Source organism: Streptomyces luteolifulvus (genome assembly GCF_008806595.1).
GTDB lineage: Bacteria > Actinomycetota > Actinomycetes > Streptomycetales > Streptomycetaceae > Streptomyces > Streptomyces luteolifulvus.
In genome coordinates, this window is sequence record NZ_VZRB01000010.1 from 167,357 (window position 1) to 189,302 (window position 21,946).

Sequence of the window (21,946 nt, forward strand, 5' to 3'; positions counted from 1 at the left end):
TTGCGCGTGTTCCCGCTGTGGCATGTGTGCCGCAGACGCCTGTGACCAATGTGCCACAGGCGTCTGCGTCGCGCGTGTCGCAGAGACTCGGAACAGTGCGCTGCCGATGTGTCCCATCGTGTGATTTCCCCCTCGGTATCCGCCGCGAAACTGCCGGTTGCGGGATGCTTTGGGTAACGTTCGTTCACTTCTCTGGCCGGATTTCGGGTATCGCGGTACTCGTCGGTAGGGATGGACGCAGTCGCTTCATGGAGGCAGTGATGGGTGTGGCAGCCGGTCCGATCCGTGTGGTGGTGGCCAAGCCGGGACTCGACGGCCACGATCGGGGTGCGAAGGTGATCGCGCGGGCACTGCGTGACGCCGGGATGGAAGTCATCTACACGGGGCTTCACCAGACCCCCGAGCAGATCGTCGACACCGCGATCCAGGAGGACGCCGATGCGATCGGCCTCTCCATCCTCTCCGGTGCCCACAACACGCTGTTCGCGGCGGTGATCGAGCTGCTCCGGGAACGGGACGCGGAGGACATCCTGGTCTTCGGCGGCGGCATCATCCCCGAGGCGGACATCCCTCCGCTGAAGGAGAAGGGCGTCGCGGAGATCTTCACTCCGGGTGCGACCACGGCGTCGATCGTGGACTGGGTGCGCGCGAACGCACGGCAGCCGGCAGGGGCGTAGGCCTCCGGCGGCGGACCGGCGTTGGGCTCGCGACGCAGCTGCGGGCAGTCGTGCCGCTGGGGCGGCGCCCGTCCCGCAGAGAGCGGCACCCCGTAGCGCCGGGCTGTGCGTCCCACGCCTCTGGCGCGGCACCGTGCACTGCCTGGCCGAGGCGCACCGGACCCAGCCTTCACTGCGCCCCGAGTTCCTCTGCCATGGCCGCCCGCAACCTCAGCGTCGTGCCGAGCCGTTGGAACGCCTCCGCCCAGTACCCCCCGGCCCCCGGCGACGCGTCCTCCCGCTCGTCCGGTATCGCGAGCAGCCCGTCGAGGCGGCTCGCCTCGGACGGGTCGAGGCACCGCTCGGCCAGCCCCATCACTCCACTGAAACTCCATGGATAACTCCCCGCGTCCCGAGCGATGTTGAGCGCGTCCACGACAGCCCGCCCGAGCGGCGCAGCCCACGGCACCGCGCACACCCCCAGCAGCTGAAACGCCTCCGACAGACCGTGCGTCCCGATGAACCCGGCCACCCATTCGGCCCGTTCATCACCGTCGAGCGTGCCGAGCAGCTTCGCGCGCTCGGCCAGGGACACCGCTCCGGGCCCGCCTGCCTCCGGCGCCGAGGGTGACCCCAGAAGCGCGCGGGCCCACTCGGCGTCCCGCTGCCGCACCGCGGCCCGGCACCATGCCGCGTGGAGCTCCCCCTGCCAGTCGTCCGTCACCGGCAGCGCCACTGTCTCCCGGGGCGTACGTCCGCCGAGCCGCCCGGGCCAGGTGCCGAGCGGCGCAGCCTCCACCAACTGGCCCAGCCACCACGACCGTTCGCCCCGCCCCGCCGGAGCCTTCGCCACGACCCCGTCCCGCTCCATGGCCGCGTCGCACTGGTGCGGTGCCTCGACGCTGAGGACCGGCGTGCCCCGTGTGTGGTCGACGGCCACGCACGCCCCGGCACGCACCGCCATCCGTGCTGCGAGCGCCGATCCCGGCAGCGCCGACAGCAACTCCGCCGCCGTCGCCCTCACGTTGCGGCTCCGGTCGGTCAGCGCCTGCTCCAGGAACGGCTCGTCCTCGGGACCCAGACCCGTGCGCAGCGAGTCGAGGAACATCAGCCGGTCCTCGGCCCGCTCCGTCGACCACGTCGTCGCGAGCAGCTCGCGCGCGGCGCCGGGCTCACGGGCGCGTATCGCCCCGAGGAGGGCGACCCGTTCGGCGAACAACCCCTCCTGCCACAGCTGCCGTACCCGGTCGGGCTCCTGCGCGGGAGGAAGTGCCGCGCCACCGCCGGGTGCGGAGCGCAGCGCGAACCTCCAGTCCGGGTTCAGCCGGGCGAGCCACACGGCGCGCGGCCCCGCGAACATCAGCGCAGCCGGCCGCAGGTCCGTACGTCCCCGAGCCGCGTCCAGCAACGCCGGTACCGTCTCCGGGGGCGGCGCGTAGCCACGCGCGTTCGCGGCCGCCAGCCACTGCGGGAGCAGTTCCAGGAGGTCCGGCGTCGTGCCTCTGCGGCCACCGCCCGTGCCCGGCCGGTCGGCCAGCAGCATGGCGAGCCTGCGGGCCGCCGCCGCGGGCAGCGGCGGACGCGGGTCCTCGGGAGCCGGCTGCGGACGCTCCGCCGCCCGCACCGCCCGCAGCCCGGCACGCCGTCGTACGGTCTCCACGGCCGCCGCGTCCAGTAGTGCCACCGGGGCCTCCCGGCCCGGCGGCGTGCGCCGTTCCGTTCCCAGCAGGGCGGCGGTGACGAGTTCCTCCCAAGCACTCGGCGCGGGCGAGTTCACCCAATCCGCCGAAGCCGTTGCATCCGCCGAAGCCGCCGAAGCCGTCGCATCTGACGAATCCACAGCAGCTGTCGCAGCCGCTGAAGCGGGGGCCCTGTTCATGCGGTTCCTTTCCGTCGGGGTTCGCGGAGTCTGCCGAAGGCGGTTCGCCGGGCGGTGTTCAGCACAGCGGCACCGCCTCGCCCGCGCCCGCGGGCCAGGCCGCCAGCGGGGTGAAGCCACGGTGGCCGCACTCGCCGAACACCTTGACCGGGGCGCCGCCCGAGAGGGCAACCAGGCGCCACAGGCCGGGACGGGAGCACGCCGAGGGAGTGAGTGGCAGCGCCGAGCCGCGATCAGCGTCCGCCAGCTGCCACGAGCCTGCGTCCGGTGTCGGTACGACGCCGTCCAGCGTCACCGGGACCGAGTCCAGCCACGGGTCGTCCCGCAGGGCCTCGCCGTAGCGCGCCGCCGCCTGGGCCGCCGTCACCCCCCGCGGCCGGATCGCCGCCGGCGCGGGCGGCGCGAACTGCTCACCCAGCGCGGCCCGCAGCTGCCCGGCACCCGGATAGGCGGACACCTCGGCCTCCAGGGCCAGCCCCACCGGCAGCGCGAGTTCCGGCGCGCGGCCGGCCGCGCCATAAGAGAGGAGCAGCGCCGTACGGTCCGACTCGGCGCCGTACAGCCAGATCCGACGGGTCGTCAGGCGTGCGTCCGACGTGTCGTACTGCGCGAGGACCAGCCAGCGGTCCCGCAGCGGAGGGCCGTCCGCCGAGCCGGGCAGGCCGACGCGTGAACCGACCGTCGCCGCCAGGTCGTCCGGGAGCCGCTCGCGCCGCAGCCAGCCCTGGTCCAGGAGGTGCAGCAACGCGCACTCCTCCAGCAGGCGCACCGGCCAACCGGGACCGGAGGATGGAATCGCCCCCAACTCCCTTACCCGGCCAGCCAGTCCGGGAGCCTGCGCGTCGACCATCCGGGCCGCCGTCTCCTCCCACAGCCCGTACCCCGCCTGCTCCGCGCCGGCCAGCCCGCCCCGCAGCAGATCGGTCAGCCGCTGCTCCAGCTCCGCCGCCCCGGCGGTGATCCGCTCGGCCCGCCGCTGCGCCCTGCGCCGCGCCGCCTCCGGATCACCCGGGGCGGAGGAACCGGACGCCCCCGCCGCGCGTTTCTCCTCCGCACGCTTCCGCCTGCCCGCTCTCCACTGCTCCGCCCACTCCGGCGGCTCGGCCGACGGCACCGCGCCGTCCCCGCCCGCCCACAGCAGCAGCAGTCCGAGCGCGTGCTTGCACGGGAACTTGCGGCTCGGGCAACTGCACTTGTACGCGGGACCGGCCGCGTCCGCGATGTCTATGACCGTCTGATACGGCTTGCTTCCACTGCCCTTGCACAGCCCCCACACCGTCCCCTCGTCGGAACTGCCCGCCTCGGACCACGGCCCTGCCGCGCCGAGTTTGCTTCCGGCTTTGCGCGACGCGGCGTCAGGCGCCAGTGCCAGCACCTGATCCGCCGTCCAGCGCACCCCCTGCTGAGTCATGCCATCGAAGGTAGATCCCACCACTGACAATCGACCCCGGCTCAGCCCTCGCGAGGGCGTTTTCGCAGGTCAGAACGCATTGTCAGTGCCGTGGTGCACGGTAGACACCAGACCGAACCGGCCGAGCTGGAGGGGGCCTCAGCCATGTCTGTGTCCGTTGATCCCATGTCCGTGGAAGCACGTGAGAACGAGTCGGCCGAAGCGTTGCGGCCGCATGCCGAGGACGCCTTCGCCGGTGAACTCGCCGCGCTGGCCGCGCAGGACGACCGGCCGCGCCCGGCCCGCTGGAAGCTGTCGCCGTGGGCCGTCGCCACCTATCTGCTCGGCGGCACCCTGCCCGACGGCACCGTGATCACACCGAAGTACGTGGGACCGCGCCGCATCGTCGAGGTCGCGGTCACCACCCTCGCCACTGACCGCGCCCTGCTCCTGCTCGGCGTCCCCGGCACGGCGAAGACCTGGGTGTCGGAGCATCTGGCCGCGGCGGTAAGCGGCGACTCGACGCTGCTCGTCCAGGGCACGGCCGGAACCCCGGAGGAGGCGATCCGGTACGGGTGGAACTACGCGCAGTTGCTCGCGCACGGCCCGAGCCGTGACGCCCTCGTGCCCAGCCCGGTCATGCGGGCCATGGCGGAGGGCATGACGGCCCGTGTCGAGGAGCTGACCCGTATCCCGGCCGATGTGCAGGACACACTCATCACGATCCTGTCGGAGAAGACGCTGCCGATACCGGAGCTGGGGCAGGAGGTGCAGGCCGTCCGCGGCTTCAATCTGATCGCCACGGCCAACGACCGCGACCGGGGGGTCAACGATCTCTCCAGCGCCCTGCGCCGCCGCTTCAACACGGTGGTGCTGCCGCTGCCGGAGAGCGTCGAGGCCGAGGTCGACATCGTCTCCCGCCGGGTCGACCAGATCGGGCGTTCGCTCGACCTGCCGGCCCTACCCGACGGCATCGACGAGATCCGGCGTGTGGTGACCGTCTTCCGCGAGCTGCGCGACGGCGTCACCTCCGACGGCCGTACGAAGGTGAAGTCGCCCAGCGGCACGCTGTCGACCGCCGAGGCCATCTCCGTCGTCACCAACGGCCTCGCCCTGGCCGCCCACTTCGGCGACGGAGTCCTGCGGGCCGGTGACGTCGCCGCGGGCATCCTCGGCGCCGTCGTGCGCGACCCGGCGGCCGACCGCGTCGTCTGGCAGGAGTACCTGGAGGCGGTCGTTCGCGAGCGCGACGGCTGGACGGACTTCTACCGGGCCTGCCGGGAGGTGAGCGCGTGAACGACAGCCGACGGGGGCTCCGCGGCGGACGTGCCACGGAGGGCGGCCGCGAGGCCGTGACGTACGGCAGGAATGTCAACGGGGACGACTCCACTTGGTCCCGGAGGGAGAGGGGGACGGCGTGACAGGCGCTGACGAGTCCGGGAGCCGGCGGCCCGGTGCGGGACCGCTGCTGCTCGGCGTGCGGCACCACGGGCCGGGGTCGGCGCGGGCCGTGCGCGCGGCGCTGGCCGCGGCCAGGCCGCAGGCCGTGCTGATCGAGGGTCCGCCCGAGGCCGACAGCCTGATCCCGCTGGCCGCCGACGAGGACATGCGGCCGCCGGTCGCCCTCCTCGCCCACGCCGTGGACGAGCCCGGCCGCTCGGCGTTCTGGCCGCTGGCCGAGTTCTCCCCGGAATGGGTCGCCATCCGCTGGGCCCTGGAACACGACGTCCCGGCCCGCTTCATCGATCTCCCGGCCACGCACACGCTGGCCTGGGGAAAGGACACGGAGGAAGCGCTGAACGACGCGCCCGAGAGGCCCGGCGCCCGCGAACCCGCGGTCGTGTGCGAGGACGACGACATGCACGCGACCCGTCTCGCCGTCCGGGTCGATCCGCTCGCCGTGCTCGCCGAGACCGCCGGCTACGACGACCCCGAGCGCTGGTGGGAGGACGTCGTCGAGCACCGGGGACCGGGCGACGGGGACGCGTTCGCGCCGTTCGGTGCGCTCGAGGAGGCCATGGGGGCGCTGCGGGAGACGTACGGCAGCGGGGGACACGACCGGGATCTCGTGCGGGAGGCGCATATGCGGCTCCAGGTGCGGGCCGCGCAGCGCGAGTTCGGGGACGGCGTGGCGGTGGTGTGCGGGGCCTGGCACGTGCCCGCGCTGCGGAGGAAGACCACCGTCGTCGCCGACCGGGCGCTGCTGAAGGGCCTGCCCAAGGTCAAGGCGGACATGACCTGGGTGCCGTGGACCCACCGCAGGCTCTCCAGGGTCAGCGGCTACGGAGCGGGCATCGACTCGCCGGGCTGGTACGGACATCTGTTCGGTGTGCCGGACCGGCCCGTCGAGCGGTGGATGACCAAGGTGGCCGGGCTGCTGCGGGCCGAGGACCGTCTCGTCTCCTCGGCGCATGTCATCGAGGCGGTGCGGCTGGCCGAGACGCTCGCCGCGATGCGCGGCCGCCCGCTGCCGGGCCTGAGCGAGACCACCGACGCGGTGCGGTCGGTGATGTGCGACGGCTCGGACGTGCCGCTGGCCCTGGTGCACGACCGGCTGGTGGTCGGGGACGTGCTGGGGGAGGTGCCGCGGAGCGCGCCCGCGGTGCCCTTGCAGCGCGACCTCGACCGGGTCCAGCGCAGACTGCGGCTCAAACCGGAGGCGCTGGAGCGCGAGTTGGAGCTCGACCTGCGCAAGGAGACCGACGCCGAGCGCAGCCGGCTGCTGCACCGGCTGCGGCTGCTCGGCGTCGCCTGGGGCGAGCCGGTCGCCTCGCGCGGCAGCACCGGCACATTCCGGGAGACGTGGCGGCTGCGGTGGGAGCCCGAGCTGTCCGTGCGGGTCGCCGAGGCGGGGGTGTGGGGTACCACCGTGCCGGCCGCGGCGACCGCCAAGGCGGAAGCCGATGCCGTCGCCGCGCAGGCCCTGGCCGAGGTCACCGCGCTGGCCGAGCGCTGTCTGCTGGCCGAACTGCCCGACGCGCTGCCGGTGGTGATGAGGGTCCTCGCCGACCGGGCGGCGCTCGACGCGGACGTCGGCCACCTTGCCCAAGCCCTGCCGGCCCTGGTCCGCTCCCTGCGCTACGGCGATGTACGCGGCACGGACACCCAGGCCCTGGCAGAGGTCGCCGCGGGCCTCGCCGAGCGGATCTTCGTCGGCCTGCCCCCGGCCTGCGCCGCGCTCGACGCCCACGCGGCCGACGAGATGCGACGCCATGTGGACGCGGTGCACGGGGCGGTGGGACTGCTGGGCGATGTTCCGGCAGGGGACGTCTCCGCGCCTGCCGCGCCGGGGCAGGGGGAGGCGGGGGCGGCCGGCGGGGCTTGTGCAGGGGGTCACCGGGGCCGGCGGCTGCGTGGCCGTTGGAGCGCCGTGCTGCGGGTGTTGTCCGGGCGGGACAGCGTGCCGGGGGTCATTCGGGGGCGAGCCGTGCGGCTGCTTCTGGACGACGGGGAGTTGGCGCACGACGAGGCGGCGCGGCTGATGGGGCTCGTGCTGTCGCCGGGGACGCCGCCGCAGGACGCGGCCGCGTGGATCGAGGGCTTCGTGGGCGGCGGCTCCGGCGGCGGGATGCTGCTCGTGCACGACGAGCGACTGCTCGGACTGGTCGACGCCTGGCTGACCGGCGTGCCGGCGGAGGCGTTCACGGATGTGCTGCCGCTGCTGCGGCGGACCTTCTCGGCGTACGAACCGGGGGTGCGCCGGACCCTGGGCGAGCTGGTCCGGCGGGGACCGGGCGCGCGGGGGAGCGCGACGACCGCCGGTTCCGGCATACCCGGCTTCGCAGCCGACCTCGACCCCGGCCGCGCGGACGCCGTACTGCCGGTGCTGCGGCTGCTGCTGGGCCTGGACGGAGACGAAGGCACCGGGAACAACGCGACCGAGGACGACAACAACCTGGCGGAGGCGGGCAGATGACGACGACCGTGCCGATGGATCCGGCGCAGGAGCGGCTGCGGCGCTGGCGGCTCGTCCTCGGGGGCGACGCGGCCGACGGCACCGGGTGCGCGCTCTCCGGGCAGGACGCCGCGATGGACGGGACACTTGCCGCGCTCTACGGAAAGGGGGACAAGCCGCAGACGGGGCGGGACCGTTCGGCGGGGCTCGGCGCGTCGGCGCCGTCCGTGGCGCGCTGGCTCGGCGACATCCGCACGTACTTCCCGTCCTCCGTCGTGCAGGTCATGCAGCGCGACGCCATCGACCGGCTCGGGCTGTCCACGCTGCTCCTCGAGCCGGAGATGCTGGAGGCGGTGGAGGCCGACGTGCACCTCGTCGGCACACTGCTCTCCCTCAACAAGGCGATGCCGGAGACCACCAAGGAGACGGCAAGAGCCGTCGTACGCAAGGTCGTCGAGGACCTGGAGAAGCGGCTCGCCACCCGGACCCGCGCGACGCTCACCGGCGCGCTCGACCGCAGTGCCCGTATCAACCGGCCCCGCCACCACGACATCGACTGGAACCGCACGATCGCGGCCAACCTCAAGCACTACCTGCCGGAGTACAGGACGATCGTGCCGGAGCGGCTCATCGGATACGGGCGGGCGTCCCAGTCCGTGAAGAAGGAGGTCGTCCTCTGCATCGACCAGTCGGGGTCGATGGCGGCGTCCGTCGTGTACGCGTCCGTGTTCGGGGCGGTGCTGGCGTCCATGCGGTCGATCAGCACACGGCTCGTCGTCTTCGACACGTCCGTGGTCGACCTCACCGACCAGCTCGACGACCCGGTCGACGTCCTCTTCGGCACACAACTGGGGGGCGGTACGGACATCAACCGGGCGCTCGCGTACTGCCAGTCGCAGATCACCCGGCCCGCGGAGACGGTGGTCGTGCTGATCAGCGACCTCTACGAAGGGGGGATCCGGGACGAGATGCTCAAGCGGGTCGCGGCGATGAAGGCGTCGGGAGTGCAGTTCGTGGCGCTGCTCGCGCTGTCGGACGAGGGGGCGCCCGCGTACGACAGGGAGCACGCGGCGGCGCTCGCCGCGCTGGGTGCGCCGGCTTTCGCCTGTACCCCCGACCTGTTCCCGGAGGTGATGGCGGCGGCGATCGAGAAGCGGCCGCTTCCGATACCGGACACCGCGTGAGCGGTGTGGGGTCTGGGGTGCCTGTCGACGATTTGTCGACCTGGTGGCGTCTTGCTTCGGCCAGCAAAACGGACATGACTACCCATCGGTAACGGAGGGCTTGCGCAACCTCCTGAGTCCCGTGCGAGGATCGACGCCCGTCAGCGGTGTGCCGCCGCTTCGCTCACGCAGCTCCGTTCTGTTCCGCCGCACGGGAGGACCTCCCTTCTTGACCTGGCCAGCAGCTCTGCCCGTTGCCGCTGCCCGCGTGATGCGCGCGGCGGCCGGACGGCGCGCGCTGCAAGTGGCGCTGCTGGTGGGCGGGTTGTTCGCCCTCGGGTTCTTCTGCGGGGAACGGGCGCAGGCGGCGGACGGCGTGGCGTCGGTGAGCTCGACGTCCTCGGCTGCGGCTGCCGCTGCGGCTTCGGCGGACGACGTCCGGTCGTTGGCGAGGAGTTCGGTGAACCCGGTCGGGCGGCTGGTGACCACGCCGTCCGAGAGGGCACGGCACGAGCCGGCCCCTCCGGCCGAGGCGCCCCCGCTCGACCCCACGCCTCCGGCCGAGCCGGCTGCACACGACCAGGCGGTGCATGACCCGGCGGCCACGGCCATGCCGGAAGTGCACTTCCCCGTGGACCACGTCGTGCAGCCGGTCCGGGACTTGGCCGCGACGCTGACCGAGGAATCGGCAAAGACGCCATCAAACGGCCCACGCCTGCCGACCCTGCCTTCGCTGCCGACTGTGCCGACCCTTCCGGGTACGTCGGAACTGCCCGCAGTCCCGGGTCTCCCCGGGCTGCCCACGCTCCCTGGGCAGACCCTTCCGGCGCCGGTCACCGTGCCGCAGCCGGCGCCGGCCGCGCCGCCGGTGGCCTCATCGGCGGGCGGCCAGGAGACGGAAGGTGGTGCCCACGGGCCGCATTCCGCCATCCGAGCCATCGGGGCCACCGGGGCCATCGGGGCCACCGCGATCTTTGCCTCGTCGCACGCCGACCGGCATCGGATCGCCTCCATCGGCAGTCGTGCCCCCGCGCAACAAGCGCCCACCGGTGACCCGGACGGCGCGCTGGGCGGCAAGCCGGCCACGGACGGCGGTACTTCGCGGCACGGCGACGCGTACGCCGTCACGCTGAACCGCCGTCCGCCCCTGCGGCTCGCGGCCGGTGTCGCCGCGGGTGTCGAGGCGAGCGAGATCCAGGACAGGCACCGGGACATTCCCGTTTCCCCCGCTTAGGGCGACCGGCTTCCCCCGCCGTAGACCTGCCGCGCGGGGGCGGAAACAGGTCTGCCCGACCGTCCGGACACCCCTCCCAGGTCCGGACGGAAGCCCGCCGGGGCCGTATCCGATTCCACTGGTCCCCAACTCCCCGGACCACGAACGGAACCGGCGCCGGAATGTCCCCAAGCCTTCCGAAGTCCCGGAACTCCCAGGAGCCTCGACGCTTCCCAGGAGCTTCGGAACCCAAGGATCTAAGGATCTGACGCACGTATGAACAAGAACATCCGTCGCTCGATCGTCATAGCCGCCGGTGTCACCGGCGCGTGGGCGCTCGGTTCCACCGTGGCCGGCGCCGACGAACTGCCCGCCTCCTCGCTGTCCACCCCGGACGCCACCACCGACACCACTGCCCTCACCGACAGCACCGACAGCACCGACACCACCGCCCTCACCGACACGGTCGGTGAGGGCACCGGCACCGTCGACGGCGTCGTCTCCGATGTGCGGGACACCGTCTCCGGTGTCACCGACGGCGTGACCTCGAAGGCCATGAACACCACGGCCGACACCGTCGGTACCGCAGACCAGGCCCGCCGCTACGTCGACGCCGAGATCACGGTGCCGCAGGCGGCCAAGACCCAGGCGGCCGAGGCAGCCAAGGCCAAGGCCATGGCCAAGGCGAAGGCAAAGGCCGGCGCCGCCCAGGTCATCCACGGCGCCCGGGCCGCCCGCGCGGACAAGGCGGTGGAGAAGGCCAAGGGCGATGCCGCGGCGGCCGCCGCCGAGGTGCAGGCGCCGTCCGTGCCGGACGTCCCGCAGGACGGCCGGGGCGCCATCGACTACCTCTTCGGCCCCCTCTCCGCCTTCGCCCCCGAGGTGGAGCAGGCACTCGCCGCCGCGCAGACGAAGCTCCAGGGCGCCCAGTCGGCGGCCCGCACCCAGGCCCAGGGTGTCGACGGCGTCGCACGGACGAAGGCCCAGCACACGGTCGCCGGAGCGGGCCGCACCGCGGCCGGAGTGACCGGCGCCGCCCAGGGCGAGGCCACCGCAGTCACCACAGCGGCCGAGGCCTCCGTCTCCTCCGTACCGAGCCACGTCACGGGCACGGCAGACGGGGTGAAGCAGCAGGTCGTCGGCACGGTCGCGGGCGTGCCGGGCACGGTCGGCCCGGTCGTAGAGCAGACGTCGGCCGCGGCCGTCCCGCCGGTGGCGACCGCCGCGGTGGACGGGGCGCTGCCGGTCGCCGGCCACACGGTCGCGGGTGTCGTGCCGGTCGCCGGTCGGGCCGCAGCCGGGATCGCGCCCGTCGCCGGTCACGCGGTGGCCGGGGTGACCCCGGTCGCCACCGGCGCGGTGGACGGCGTCACGCCGGTCGCCACGGGCGCGGTGGACGGCGTGACACCGGTAGCCGCAGGCGCCGCAGCCGGACTCCACCACACGGCCACGCACACCGCCGCGCGCACCGTCGCCGCCGCGACCGAGCTGGCGTACGGCGTCGCCGCCGACGTCCAGCCGGTCGCCGTCGGAGCCGCCGAGGGCGCGCGGCCTGTCGTGGCCGGGGCGGTCGAGGGAGTCCGGCCCGTCGCAGCCGATGCGGCCCACGGCGTACAGCCGTTGGCCGGTGGCGTCGCCGCGGACGTCCCCGCGTACGCGACCGGTGTCGCCGCCGAGGTGCCCGGCTACGCCGACGCCGTCGTCGCCGACGCGGGCCCCTGCGCCACCGGACTGGCCGGTCAGGTCGCCGGTGACGCCAGGGGTGCCGCGCTGCCGCCCGTCGCGAACACCGCCGTGCACGGCGTGCAGCCGGTCGCCGGGCAGGCCGTCGCGGACGCGAGCGGACTGGCGTACGGCGTGGCGCACGAGGTGCAGCCGTTCGGCGGCGGTGTCGTCGGCGCCGTACCGCCGCTCGCGCACGGCGTGGCCGGGCACGCGGTCCCCTTCGCGGAGGGCGTCGCCGGAGAGGTGCCTCCGTTCGCCGACGGGGTCACCGGCGCCGCCCAGCCGGTCGTCGACACCGTCACCGAGACCGTCACCGAGACCGTCCGGCCGGTCGTGCAGGGCGTGGGCGGCAGCGCCACGGCGCTGGCGTACGGCGTCGCGGAGGACGTGCAGCCGTTCGCGGGCGGGGTGGCCGGCGAGGTCGGCCCCTTCGCCCACGGCGTCGCCGGTCGGGCCGCGCCCTTCGCGCACAGCCTGGCCGGGACCGTCGAGGCGACCGGCGGCCCGCTGGCCCGCCACGCCGTGACCGGCGCCGAGGGCCTCGCCGAGTCGGTCACCCCGGGCTACGCACAGCACGCGGTACAGCAGCACGTCCAGAACGCGCACTACACGCACCACGCGCACCATGCGTACCAGCAGAACCTGCACCACGGCAGCACGTACGCGATCTGACCGACGCCGACGCGACAGACCCCGCGAGGCGGCAGACCCGGACGGCCGAAAGCCGTCGGTCCTGTCCGGGCGAAACCTCGCGGACGGGGTCAGGTGGTCCCCATTGGGGTGGGGATCACCGGCCCCGCGCCCCCCAAAGGGGCTGCTCAGGGGGCCTCACCGGGTCAACCCCAGCCCGGTGAGGCCGTTCACCTCCGGCACGCCGTGCCAGAGAGTCCGGCATCATGTGACAGGTATCACCGCTCAGGTGTGACCCGCGATTTAGGGGCCCCCCGCAAGCAGAGATAACCTGCGAGACGGACATGCCGCGCGCTCGGACACCGTGTGCGCCTCCCTTGTGACAGACGGCGGACGTCACGTTGCCCTTCGCGGCACGCCCACGCATCCAACGAACCGCGAGATCACTGATAGGGACGGAAGCGCGTGGACCTGTTCGAGTACCAGGCGAGGGACCTCTTCGCCAAGCACGATGTACCGGTGCTGGCCGGTGAAGTCATCGACACGCCTGAGGCGGCCCGCGCAGCCACCGAGCGTCTCGGTGGCAAGTCCGTCGTCAAGGCCCAGGTGAAGGTCGGCGGCCGTGGCAAGGCCGGTGGCGTGAAGCTCGCCGCCACCCCGGACGAGGCCGTCGCCCGTGCGACGGACATCCTCGGCATGGACATCAAGGGCCACACGGTCCACAAGGTCATGATCGCCGAGACGGCCCCGGAGATCCTGGAGGAGTACTACGTCTCCTTCCTCCTCGACCGTGCCAACCGCACCTTCCTCTCCATCGCGTCCGTCGAGGGCGGCATGGAGATCGAGGAGGTGGCGGCCACCCGTCCGGAGGCCGTCGCCAAGACGCCGATCGACGCCAACGAGGGTGTGACCCCCGAGAAGGCCCGCGAGATCGTCGCGGCCGCGAACTTCCCGGCCGAGGTCGCCGAGAAGGTCGAGAACGTCCTCGTCACCCTGTGGAAGACCTTCATCGCCGAGGACGCGCTTCTCGTCGAGGTCAACCCGCTGGCCAAGGTCGCCTCCGGCGATGTCATCGCCCTGGACGGCAAGGTCTCCCTGGACGAGAACGCCGAGTTCCGTCAGCCCGAGCACGAGGCTCTCCAGGACAAGGCGTCGGCCAACCCGCTCGAGGCCGCCGCCAAGGAGAAGAACCTCAACTACGTCAAGCTCGACGGCGAGGTCGGCATCATCGGCAACGGCGCGGGTCTCGTCATGAGCACCCTGGACGTCGTCGCGTACGCCGGTGAGAACCACGGTGGCGTCAAGCCCGCCAACTTCCTCGACATCGGCGGCGGCGCCTCCGCCGCGGTCATGGCGAACGGCCTGGAGATCATCCTCGGCGACCCGGACGTCAAGTCCGTGTTCGTCAACGTCTTCGGTGGCATCACCGCCTGCGACGAGGTCGCCAACGGCATCGTCCAGGCCCTCCAGCTGCTCAAGGACAAGGGCGAGGAAGTCACCAAGCCCCTCGTCGTCCGTCTGGACGGCAACAACGCCGAGCTGGGTCGCAAGATCCTCTCCGACGCCAACCACCCGCTGGTGCAGCGCGTGGACACCATGGACGGCGCGGCCGACAAGGCCGCCGAGCTCGCGGCTGCGAAGTAAGGGACGAGGGACACCACAGCCATGGCTATCTTCCTCAACAAGGACAGCAAGGTCATCGTCCAGGGCATGACCGGTGCCACGGGCATGAAGCACACCAAGCTCATGCTGGGTGACGGCACGAACATCGTGGGTGGCGTGAACCCGCGCAAGGCCGGCACCTCCGTCGACATCGACGGCACCGAGATCCCGGTCTTCGGCACGGTCGCCGAGGCGATGGAGAAGACGGGCGCGAACGTGTCCGTCCTCTTCGTGCCGCCGGCCTTCGCCAAGGCCGCCGTCGTCGAGGCCATCGACGCGGAGATCCCGCTCGCGGTCGTCATCACCGAGGGCATCGCGGTCCACGACACCGCCGCGTTCTACGCCTACGCCGTCGCGCAGGGCAACAAGACCCGGATCATCGGCCCGAACTGCCCGGGTCTGATCAGCCCCGGTCAGTCCAACGCCGGCATCATCCCGGGCGACATCACCAAGCCGGGCCGCATCGGCCTGGTCTCGAAGTCCGGCACGCTGACGTACCAGATGATGTACGAGCTGCGTGACATCGGCTTCTCCTCCGCCGTCGGCATCGGTGGCGACCCGGTCATCGGCACGACGCACATCGACGCGCTCGCCGCGTTCGAGGCCGACCCCGACACCGACCTGATCGTGATGATCGGTGAGATCGGCGGCGACGCCGAGGAGCGGGCCGCGGCCTTCATCAAGGAGAACGTGAAGAAGCCGGTCGTCGGCTACGTCGCGGGCTTCACCGCGCCCGAGGGCAAGACCATGGGCCACGCCGGCGCCATCGTCTCCGGCTCCTCCGGCACGGCCCAGGCGAAGAAGGAGGCCCTCGAGGCCGCCGGCGTCAAGGTCGGCAAGACGCCGACCGAGACCGCCAAGCTGGCCCGCGAGATCCTCGCCGGCTGAAGCCGAAGCCGAGCCTGAGTAGCACGGGAAGGGCCCGCACCACCGGCCCTTCCCGTGCTCAGCCGGCCTGCGGCACCAGCCTGACCGGCCCGCTCACGGTCTCCTTCCGCAGTTTCGCCCGTAGTTCCGCCTCCGCCTGCGACAGCGGTCCCGGCGCCACCCGCGGCGGCACGCCCCGGATGTCGGCCCCCGGCGCCACCGGCGGCTCGTAGCGCGTCGGTGCCGTCCACACCGTGAGGGCCGTCGTGCCGATGAGGGCGACGGTGAACGCGATGGCCGCGCGGGTCCAGAAGTGCGCCCGGCGTTCCCCGACACCGCGGACCTCGGGCGACTCGGCCGCACCCAGCCGCTGCGCCGAGGCCAGTTCCGCCAGCCGCCGGTGGAGCTCCGCCGGGTCGGACAGCTCCGGCAGCCGCTCGGCGACGGCCTCGCGCGCGTGCAGCAGCCGGTTCGCCGCAGCCCGGGTGCTCGCCTCCGTCTCCGCCGCCGTCTCCGGCAGGTCGAGGCCCACCCCGTCGTACAGCACGAGGGTGCGCCGGTAGGGCGGCGGCAGCGTCAGGAGTACGTCCATCAGCGCGCGGTCACCGGCGTCGGCGGGTGGCGGTTCGGGATGGCGGTAGCGCGGGCGGAACCGGTGCCAGGGGGAGAGGGCGTACTCGTACGCCGACGCCCGCACCCAGCCCGCCGGATCGGGGTCCACGGCCACCTCGGGCCAGCGCTGCCAGGCGAGTTGGAAGGCCCGCTCGACCGACTCGCGCGCCAGCTCACGCCGTCCGGTCAGCAGGTACGTCTGCCGTACGAGGGCGGGGGCGCAGAAAGCGTAGAGGGCGTCGAAGGCCTGTGCGGGCGTCAGGATGGCCGGGGACACCACCGGTTCGGGCCCGAGCGGGGGCTGCTCCTCCTGGTGTTCTGTCTCGTGTTCTGTCTGGCGCTCTGCCTGGTGTGCTGCCTGGTGTGCTGTCTGGTGTTCCGTCACTTCCCGTTCCGCCGGGAGCTTCCGGTCGGCCGGGGCGGCGCATTCGGCCAGCAGCTTTGCGTACGCCTCCCGTTTGCGGCCGCGCGGGCTGGTCCGGCCGCTCTCCCACCCGCGGACCGTCCCGCGGGTGACGCCCACCCTCGCCGCGACCTGAGCCTGCGTCAACGCCCCTGCCTCACGCAGGCGTCGGCGCTCCTCGGGCGGGGGAAGCGGGGTCGCAGGGCTCTGCGTCACAGGGCACCCCTTCGTACGAAAAAGCACATAAAAGTATCTTGAGCGACACATCGGAGGTTCGCCTGTTGCGCGAAGAAAGCGGGTGGCGTTGGGACCATGACGGTCGTGATCCAGATGACCGCCCGCCGACCGCCGTCGTCGTCCCTGCTCACCCGGATGCGTGACCGCTTGCCCGGGCTGGCCGCGAGCCTCCTCGGCGGCGCCCTCGCCGCGGGCCTCGGGCTCGGCGTGTTCGCCGTGCTCGTGATGATGCTGTGGATCACCTCCCCGTATCCCGACAGCGGGCCCGGCGGCGCGCTGCATGTCGCTGCGGCCCTGTGGCTGCTGGCGCACGGTGCCGAGCTGGTCCGCGCCGACACGCTCTCCGGTGTCCCCTCCCCCGTCGGCGTCACCCCGCTGCTGCTGCTCGCGCTGCCGGTGTGGCTGCTGCACCGCGCCGCGCGCGACGCCACGGACGGGGGCGGCGAGGACGACGACGGCCCGGAGGTCCCCGCCCGCACGGCATGGGCGGGGGTCGTCCTCGGCTACCTCGCCGTCGGCACGGCCGCCGCCCTCTACGCCTCGGGCGGCGACCTGCGGCCCTCATGGGGATGGGCGGCGGTGTGCGTACCGCTGGTCGCCCTCACCGCCGCCGCCACGGGAGTCTGGACGGCGTACGGCGGTCCCGGCACCGCGCTCGACAGCGTGCTGATCGTGCGGCCGGCGGCACTCCGGCGTCTCGTCCCCGGCGCGGACACCCGGGCGCACCTCGGTACCGCCGCGCGGGCCGCCGCCGCCGGGACGGCTGTGCTCGTCGGTGGCGGGACGCTGCTGGTGACCGCGTCGCTGGTGTGGCACGGCGGAGCGGCGCGGGAGGCGTTGCTCCAGCTGACCGAGGGCTGGTCGGGGCGGTTCGCCGTCCTGCTGCTGTGTCTGACGCTGACGCCGAACGCGGCGGTGTGGGGGATGGCGTACGCCCTCGGACCGGGCTTCACGCTCGGCGCCGGCCATGTCGTGGGGCCCTTGTCCTCGGCGCCCGCCCCGCTGCTGCCACCGTTCCCGCTGCTCGCGGCCGTTCCGGACGCCGGCGCCGGGACGCCGCTGACCTGGGCCGCGGGGGTCGTGCCGCTGGCGGCAGGGCTGACGGTGGGCTGGTCCACGGGCCGTGCGGGGGACGGCCGGACCCCCGGGCGGACCGCCGCCACGGCCGGGCTCGCGGCCCTCCTCTGCGCGGCCGGCGCCACCGCTCTCGCCGCGCTCGCGGGCGGACCGCTCGGCGTCGCCGCGCTCGCCCGCTTCGGACCTGTGTGGTGGCAGACGGGAGGGGCGGCGCTGGTGTGGACCGCGGTGGTGGGAGTGCCGTCGGCCCAGGGGGTGCGGTGGTGGCGCCGCCGGAAACAGCGGGGGCGCGGGGAGCCGATGGTGCCGACGATCGGCAGGCCGCGGACGGAAACGGCGGCGGAGACGCCGACCGAGGACCGGCGGCCCGGGCGGTCCTGGTTCCGGTTGTCGCTCCCGTCGATGGGCGGGTGGTTCTCCCGTACCCGATGGTTCGGGAGTACGCGATGGTTCGGCCGTACGCGATGGTTCTCCCGTACGAAGAACTCGGCCCGTACGAAAGACTCGGACCGGCAGGCCACCCCGGCGCCGGCCCCGACGGACCCGGGCTCGCCGACGACGGACCCGAGCCTGGCCTCGTACCTGCTCGACGGGCACGACGACAGGTACGGGGCCACGTACGACGACACCTTCGAGCCCTACGACTTCCTGCCGGTCTCGCCCGAAGTCCCGCCCGCCCCGCCGGGCGAGCCCAGGTCACCGGGCGCTTCGTGAGGTGAAGCCGGTCAGTTGTTCGTCCCCAGCAGTCCCCGCAGCTCCTTCGGCAGCAGGTCGTTGCAGGCCTGCTTCGACTCGTTGGTGAGGGCGTCGCTCGTGCAGGTGTAGTAGTCGCTGTAGACCATCTTCGCGGCGAAGCCCGCCGCCACCAGCATGATCGCCAGGGACGCGGTGACCAGGCCGCTCACCGCGGCCGTGGTCTGCGGGCGGGCGTTCGGGTCGGGCGCCGGGACGTTCGGGTCGGGACTGCGGGGCTTGGTGCGCAGGGAGCTGATGCCCCAGTACATGGCCAGGGCGCCGAGCAGCAGCGCCACGTACGGCCAGCTGAAGAGGGCGAAGAAGAAGGCCCACATGCCACTGAGGAGGGCATAGCGCGCACGGCGCTGGGAGGGGTCCGTGGGGTCCCAGCGCAGGCCGGGGCCGGGGCCGCCGCCACTGGGTCCCTCGGGGCCGGGGCCCGGACCGCCCGGGCGCTCGCCGAAACCGCCGGAGGAGCGGCCGGGCTGCTGGTCGCTCCATTTGCTGCCCCACGGGGAGTGGCCGTCCTGGGGGCCCTGCTGCCCCTGCGAGCCGCCGTCGGAGCCCTCGCCGCCGACCGGGTGCCGGGGCTGCCACGGGCGGTCCGGAGTGCCCTCGGGGGGCGGCGCGAACGGGTTGTCGTCCTCGGCCGGGCCCTGCTCGTCGCCGTTCTTCTTGCCGGAGGGCGCGTCCGGCGGTGAGGCGGGGCGCTCGCGCAGGAGCATGCCGCCGCGCTGCCCTCCCGGCACCGACTGCGGGGGGAGCGTGAGAAGTCGCAGGCTGCGGTCCGGCATCAAGTGAGCGTCTTCCCCTTGGTGAGTACGACTGTCTGGTGGTGCGTACGAATGTCCTGGCGTGAGCCGTCGTGTGTCTGGCGTGAGCCGTCGTGAGCTCTCACTTCGTGAACGCAGCGCACGGCGACCGCGTTCCCGGGCCCTCTCCCCCCAGACGCTACCTTCCGGCCACGCCCCCGTCCCGTGGGGGCCGCCCCACGGTGCCGGTATCGTTGCTGGCGGCCGGCTGCTTCGTAGACTTCCCCGTATCCGGGGGCGCGAAGCATTCGTACGACCGTACAAACGCTTCCCCGAGAAAGGGCCCCGCCGTGGCCGCCAAGCCCGTGGCCAAGCGCCTTGTGGTGCTGGTCTCCGGATCCGGTACGAACCTTCAGGCTCTCCTGGACGCCATCGCGACCGCCGGTACCGAGGCCTACGGAGCCGAGATCGTGGCCGTCGGGGCCGACCGCGACGGCATCGAGGGGCTCGCCCGCGCCGAGCGCGCCGGGCTGCCCACCTTCGTGTGCAGGGTGAAGGACCACCCGACCCGTCAGGAGTGGGACGCGGCCCTGACCGAGGCGACCGCCGCGTACGAGCCCGACCTGGTCGTCTCCGCCGGGTTCATGAAGATCGTGGGCAAGGAGTTCCTGGCCCGCTACGGCGGGCGGTTCGTGAACACGCACCCCGCCCTGCTGCCCAGTTTCCCGGGAGCCCACGGTGTGCGGGACGCGCTGGCGTACGGCGCCAAGGTCACCGGCTGCACCGTCCACTTCGTCGACGACGGCGTCGACACCGGACCGATCATCGCCCAGGGCGTGGTGGAGGTCCGGGACGAGGACGACGAGAGCGCTCTGCACGAGCGCATCAAGGAAGTCGAGCGAAGGCTGCTCGTCGATGTCGTGGGGCGGATCGCCCGCAACGGCTATCGCATTGAGGGACGAAAGGTAGTTATCCAGTGACCGCCACCGCCGAGAGCAACAAGCGGCCGATTCGCCGGGCGCTCGTCAGCGTCTACGACAAGACCGGGCTCGAGGAGCTCGCCCGCGGGCTCCACGAGGCGGGCGTGGAACTCGTCTCCACCGGCTCCACCGCCGGCCGTATCGCCGCCGCCGGCGTCCCCGTCACCAAGGTCGAGGAGCTCACCGGCTTCCCCGAGTGCCTGGACGGCCGCGTCAAGACCCTGCACCCCAAGGTCCACGCCGGCATCCTCGCCGACCTGCGCCTGGAGGACCACCGGCAGCAGCTGCAGGAGCTGGGCGTCGAGCCGTTCGACCTCGTCGTCGTCAACCTCTACCCGTTCCGCGAGACCGTCGCCTCGGGCGCCTCGCCCGACGAGTGCGTCGAGCAGATCGACATCGGCGGCCCCTCGATGGTGCGCGCCGCAGCCAAGAATCACCCGTCCGTGGCGGTCGTCACCAGCCCGGCCCGTTACGCCGATGTCCTCGCGGCCGTCCGCGACGGCGGCTTCGACCTCGCCACCCGCAAGCGGCTCGCCGCGGAGGCCTTCCAGCACACGGCCGCGTACGACGTGGCGGTGGCGAGCTGGTTCGCCTCGTCCTACGCCCCCGTCGACGCGTCCCGGTTCCCCGACTTCCTCGGCGCGACCTGGGAGCGCGAGAGCACCCTGCGCTACGGCGAGAACCCGCACCAGCCGGCCGCGCTGTACGTCGACGGCGCGGGCGAGGGCCTGGCCCAGGCCGAGCAGCTGCACGGCAAGGAGATGTCGTACAACAACTACACGGACACGGACGCCGCCCGCCGTGCCGCGTACGACCACGACGAGCCGTGCGTCGCGATCATCAAGCACGCCAACCCGTGCGGCATCGCCGTCGGCGCGGACGTCGCCGAGGCGCACCGCAAGGCGCACGCCTGCGACCCGCTGTCAGCGTTCGGCGGTGTCATCGCGGTCAACCGTCCGGTGTCGAAGGAGATGGCCGAGCAGGTCGCCGAGATCTTCACCGAGGTCATCGTGGCGCCCGACTACGAGGACGGCGCACTGGAGGCCCTCGCCAAGAAGAAGAACATCCGGGTGCTGAAGGCGCCGAACGGCCCGTCCCACCCCGTCGAGATCAAGGCGATCGACGGCGGCGCGCTGCTCCAGGTGACCGACCGCCTCCAGGCCGAGGGCGACGACCCGGCCAACTGGACGCTCGCGACGGGCGAGGCGCTCACCGCGGCCGAACTGGCCGAGCTGTCCTTCGCCTGGAAGGCGTGCCGGGCCGTCAAGTCCAACGCCATCCTGCTCGCCAAGGACGGCGCCTCGGTCGGCGTCGGCATGGGCCAGGTCAACCGGGTCGACTCCGCGAAGCTGGCCGTCGAACGCGCCGGCGCCGAGCGCGCCCAGGGTTCCTACGCCGCCTCCGACGCGTTCTTCCCCTTCCCCGACGGCCTGGAGATCCTCGTCGAGGCCGGCGTCAAGGCCGTGGTCCAGCCCGGCGGTTCGGTCCGTGACGAACTGGTCGTGGAGGCCGCGAAGAAGGCGGGCATCACGATGTACTTCACGGGGACGCGGCACTTCTTCCACTGACAGCCGGCACGACACCGGCGAGAACAGGGACGGCCCCCGGTCCTCCCCCGAGGGGACCGGAGGCCGTCGTTTTCCGGGGAGGCCGTCAGCAGACGCGCAGGCCCGGGATCTCTCCGTAGTTCACGCCTCCGGAGATCTTGTTGGCGGGGAACCAGCCCCAGCCGCCGTTGCTGACGTTGGTGTCGGCTTGGGTCCAGAGCCACCAGTCGTTGCGGGCGTTGCCGACCGGCGGGTTCTCCTGGCCGGGGAACTTCCGCTGGCAGACGAACCAGTTGTCGCCCGCGTACAGGAAGCCGGCGACCGCGCCGTTCATCATCACGTTGCCGCCCTGGTAGTTGTGGCAGTAGCGCGAGTTGTGCGGTCCGCTGCCCCAGCAGCCGTTCGGTGCCGCCGCCGCGCCGGCCGGCGTCAGCGCGACCGCGCCCGTGGCGAGTACCGCCGCCGCACCGAGCGATGCGAGTGTCCCCTTGATGCTCATGGTGTGTCCCTCCGGTTGTGCCAC

16 protein-coding genes are annotated in these 21,946 nt (G+C 73.0%); 11 read left to right on the forward strand and 5 right to left on the reverse strand.

Annotation, left to right across the window (positions count from 1 at the left end; all coding sequences use genetic code 11):
* Window positions 1-260: 260 nt before the first annotated feature.
* On the forward strand, window positions 261-677 hold the full coding sequence (locus tag F7R91_RS17120; RefSeq protein WP_150949668.1) for a cobalamin B12-binding domain-containing protein: 417 nt from the start codon (window positions 261-263) through the stop codon (window positions 675-677).
* A 169-nt stretch (window positions 678-846) separates the two neighbouring features.
* Here F7R91_RS17120 and F7R91_RS17125 read toward each other — a convergent pair whose 3' ends face one another.
* Entirely contained in the window at window positions 847-2,535 is a 1,689-nt protein-coding gene (locus F7R91_RS17125) for a DUF5691 domain-containing protein (protein ID WP_408056040.1), read from the reverse strand.
* Between the two features lie 58 nt (window positions 2,536-2,593).
* Entirely contained in the window at window positions 2,594-3,946 is a 1,353-nt protein-coding gene (locus tag F7R91_RS17130) for an SWIM zinc finger family protein (RefSeq protein WP_150949673.1), read from the reverse strand.
* Window positions 3,947-4,090: 144 nt separating this feature from the next.
* Here F7R91_RS17130 and F7R91_RS17135 point away from each other — a divergent pair, with 144 nt between their 5' ends.
* The 7 genes from F7R91_RS17135 (at window position 4,091) to sucD (ending at window position 15,101) form a co-directional block, all read left to right on the forward strand.
* Window positions 4,091-5,221 carry an ATP-binding protein gene (locus F7R91_RS17135; protein WP_150949675.1) on the forward strand — a complete coding sequence of 377 codons (1,131 nt, stop codon included), beginning with the start codon at window positions 4,091-4,093 and terminating at the stop codon, window positions 5,219-5,221.
* Between the two features lie 121 nt (window positions 5,222-5,342).
* Window positions 5,343-7,841 (forward strand): DUF5682 family protein, encoded by a 2,499-nt coding sequence (locus F7R91_RS17140; protein ID WP_150949677.1) that lies wholly within the window; start codon window positions 5,343-5,345, stop codon window positions 7,839-7,841.
* Window positions 7,838-9,004 carry a VWA domain-containing protein gene (locus F7R91_RS17145; RefSeq protein WP_191971519.1) on the forward strand — a complete coding sequence of 389 codons (1,167 nt, stop codon included), beginning with the start codon at window positions 7,838-7,840 and terminating at the stop codon, window positions 9,002-9,004. Before F7R91_RS17140 ends, F7R91_RS17145 begins: the two co-directional genes overlap by 4 nt.
* 208 nt (window positions 9,005-9,212) lie before the next feature.
* The gene (locus F7R91_RS17150) at window positions 9,213-10,217 is read left to right on the forward strand and encodes a hypothetical protein (protein ID WP_150949679.1); all 1,005 of its coding nucleotides are present in this window, start codon (window positions 9,213-9,215) and stop codon (window positions 10,215-10,217) included.
* A 255-nt stretch (window positions 10,218-10,472) separates the two neighbouring features.
* Window positions 10,473-12,593, forward strand: coding sequence for a hypothetical protein (locus F7R91_RS17155; RefSeq protein WP_191971520.1), 2,121 nt, complete (start codon window positions 10,473-10,475; stop codon window positions 12,591-12,593).
* Window positions 12,594-13,016: 423 nt separating this feature from the next.
* Entirely contained in the window at window positions 13,017-14,195 is a 1,179-nt protein-coding gene (gene sucC / locus F7R91_RS17165) for an ADP-forming succinate--CoA ligase subunit beta (protein ID WP_150949681.1), read from the forward strand.
* Between the two features lie 21 nt (window positions 14,196-14,216).
* Window positions 14,217-15,101, forward strand: coding sequence for a succinate--CoA ligase subunit alpha (sucD, locus tag F7R91_RS17170; RefSeq protein ID WP_150949683.1), 885 nt, complete (start codon window positions 14,217-14,219; stop codon window positions 15,099-15,101).
* Between the two features lie 58 nt (window positions 15,102-15,159).
* On the opposite strand, the gene F7R91_RS17175 is transcribed toward sucD, so the two are convergent.
* Window positions 15,160-16,311, reverse strand: coding sequence for a helix-turn-helix domain-containing protein (locus tag F7R91_RS17175; RefSeq protein WP_150949684.1), 1,152 nt, complete (start codon window positions 16,309-16,311; stop codon window positions 15,160-15,162).
* Between the two features lie 96 nt (window positions 16,312-16,407).
* On the opposite strand from F7R91_RS17175, the gene F7R91_RS17180 reads away from it, so the two are divergent.
* Window positions 16,408-18,123 carry a cell division protein PerM gene (locus tag F7R91_RS17180; RefSeq protein ID WP_225320679.1) on the forward strand — a complete coding sequence of 572 codons (1,716 nt, stop codon included), beginning with the start codon at window positions 16,408-16,410 and terminating at the stop codon, window positions 18,121-18,123.
* Between the two features lie 11 nt (window positions 18,124-18,134).
* Here F7R91_RS17180 and F7R91_RS17185 read toward each other — a convergent pair whose 3' ends face one another.
* Window positions 18,135-18,938, reverse strand: a complete 804-nt coding sequence (locus F7R91_RS17185; protein ID WP_150949686.1) for a hypothetical protein — start codon at window positions 18,936-18,938, stop codon at window positions 18,135-18,137.
* A gap of 308 nt (window positions 18,939-19,246) precedes the next feature.
* On the opposite strand from F7R91_RS17185, the gene purN reads away from it, so the two are divergent.
* On the forward strand, window positions 19,247-19,876 hold the full coding sequence (gene purN / locus F7R91_RS17190; RefSeq protein WP_150949688.1) for a phosphoribosylglycinamide formyltransferase: 630 nt from the start codon (window positions 19,247-19,249) through the stop codon (window positions 19,874-19,876).
* On the forward strand, window positions 19,873-21,444 hold the full coding sequence (gene purH, locus F7R91_RS17195; protein WP_150949690.1) for a bifunctional phosphoribosylaminoimidazolecarboxamide formyltransferase/IMP cyclohydrolase: 1,572 nt from the start codon (window positions 19,873-19,875) through the stop codon (window positions 21,442-21,444). The genes purN and purH overlap by 4 nt, the downstream gene beginning before the upstream one ends.
* A gap of 85 nt (window positions 21,445-21,529) precedes the next feature.
* On the opposite strand, the gene F7R91_RS17200 is transcribed toward purH, so the two are convergent.
* A complete protein-coding gene (locus F7R91_RS17200) occupies window positions 21,530-21,922 on the reverse strand; it encodes a hypothetical protein (protein ID WP_225320680.1) in 393 nt (130 codons plus the stop codon).
* Between the last annotated feature and the right edge of the window lie 24 nt (window positions 21,923-21,946).

What these genes read in the sequence shown, in the direction of transcription:
- F7R91_RS17120 (WP_150949668.1), top strand. Translation starts at nt 261, where the DNA reads ATGGGTGTGGCAGCCGGTCCGATCCGTGTGGTGGTGGCCAAGCCGGGA.
- F7R91_RS17125 (WP_408056040.1), bottom strand. Translation starts at nt 2,535, where the DNA reads ATGAACAGGGCCCCCGCTTCAGCGGCTGCGACAGCTGCTGTGGATTCG.
- F7R91_RS17130 (WP_150949673.1), bottom strand. Translation starts at nt 3,946, where the DNA reads ATGACTCAGCAGGGGGTGCGCTGGACGGCGGATCAGGTGCTGGCACTG.
- F7R91_RS17135 (WP_150949675.1), top strand. Translation starts at nt 4,091, where the DNA reads ATGTCTGTGTCCGTTGATCCCATGTCCGTGGAAGCACGTGAGAACGAG.
- F7R91_RS17145 (WP_191971519.1), top strand. Translation starts at nt 7,838, where the DNA reads ATGACGACGACCGTGCCGATGGATCCGGCGCAGGAGCGGCTGCGGCGC.
- F7R91_RS17155 (WP_191971520.1), top strand. Translation starts at nt 10,473, where the DNA reads ATGAACAAGAACATCCGTCGCTCGATCGTCATAGCCGCCGGTGTCACC.
- sucD (WP_150949683.1), top strand. Translation starts at nt 14,217, where the DNA reads ATGGCTATCTTCCTCAACAAGGACAGCAAGGTCATCGTCCAGGGCATG.
- F7R91_RS17180 (WP_225320679.1), top strand. Translation starts at nt 16,408, where the DNA reads ATGACGGTCGTGATCCAGATGACCGCCCGCCGACCGCCGTCGTCGTCC.
- F7R91_RS17185 (WP_150949686.1), bottom strand. Translation starts at nt 18,938, where the DNA reads ATGCCGGACCGCAGCCTGCGACTTCTCACGCTCCCCCCGCAGTCGGTG.
- F7R91_RS17200 (WP_225320680.1), bottom strand. Translation starts at nt 21,922, where the DNA reads ATGAGCATCAAGGGGACACTCGCATCGCTCGGTGCGGCGGCGGTACTC.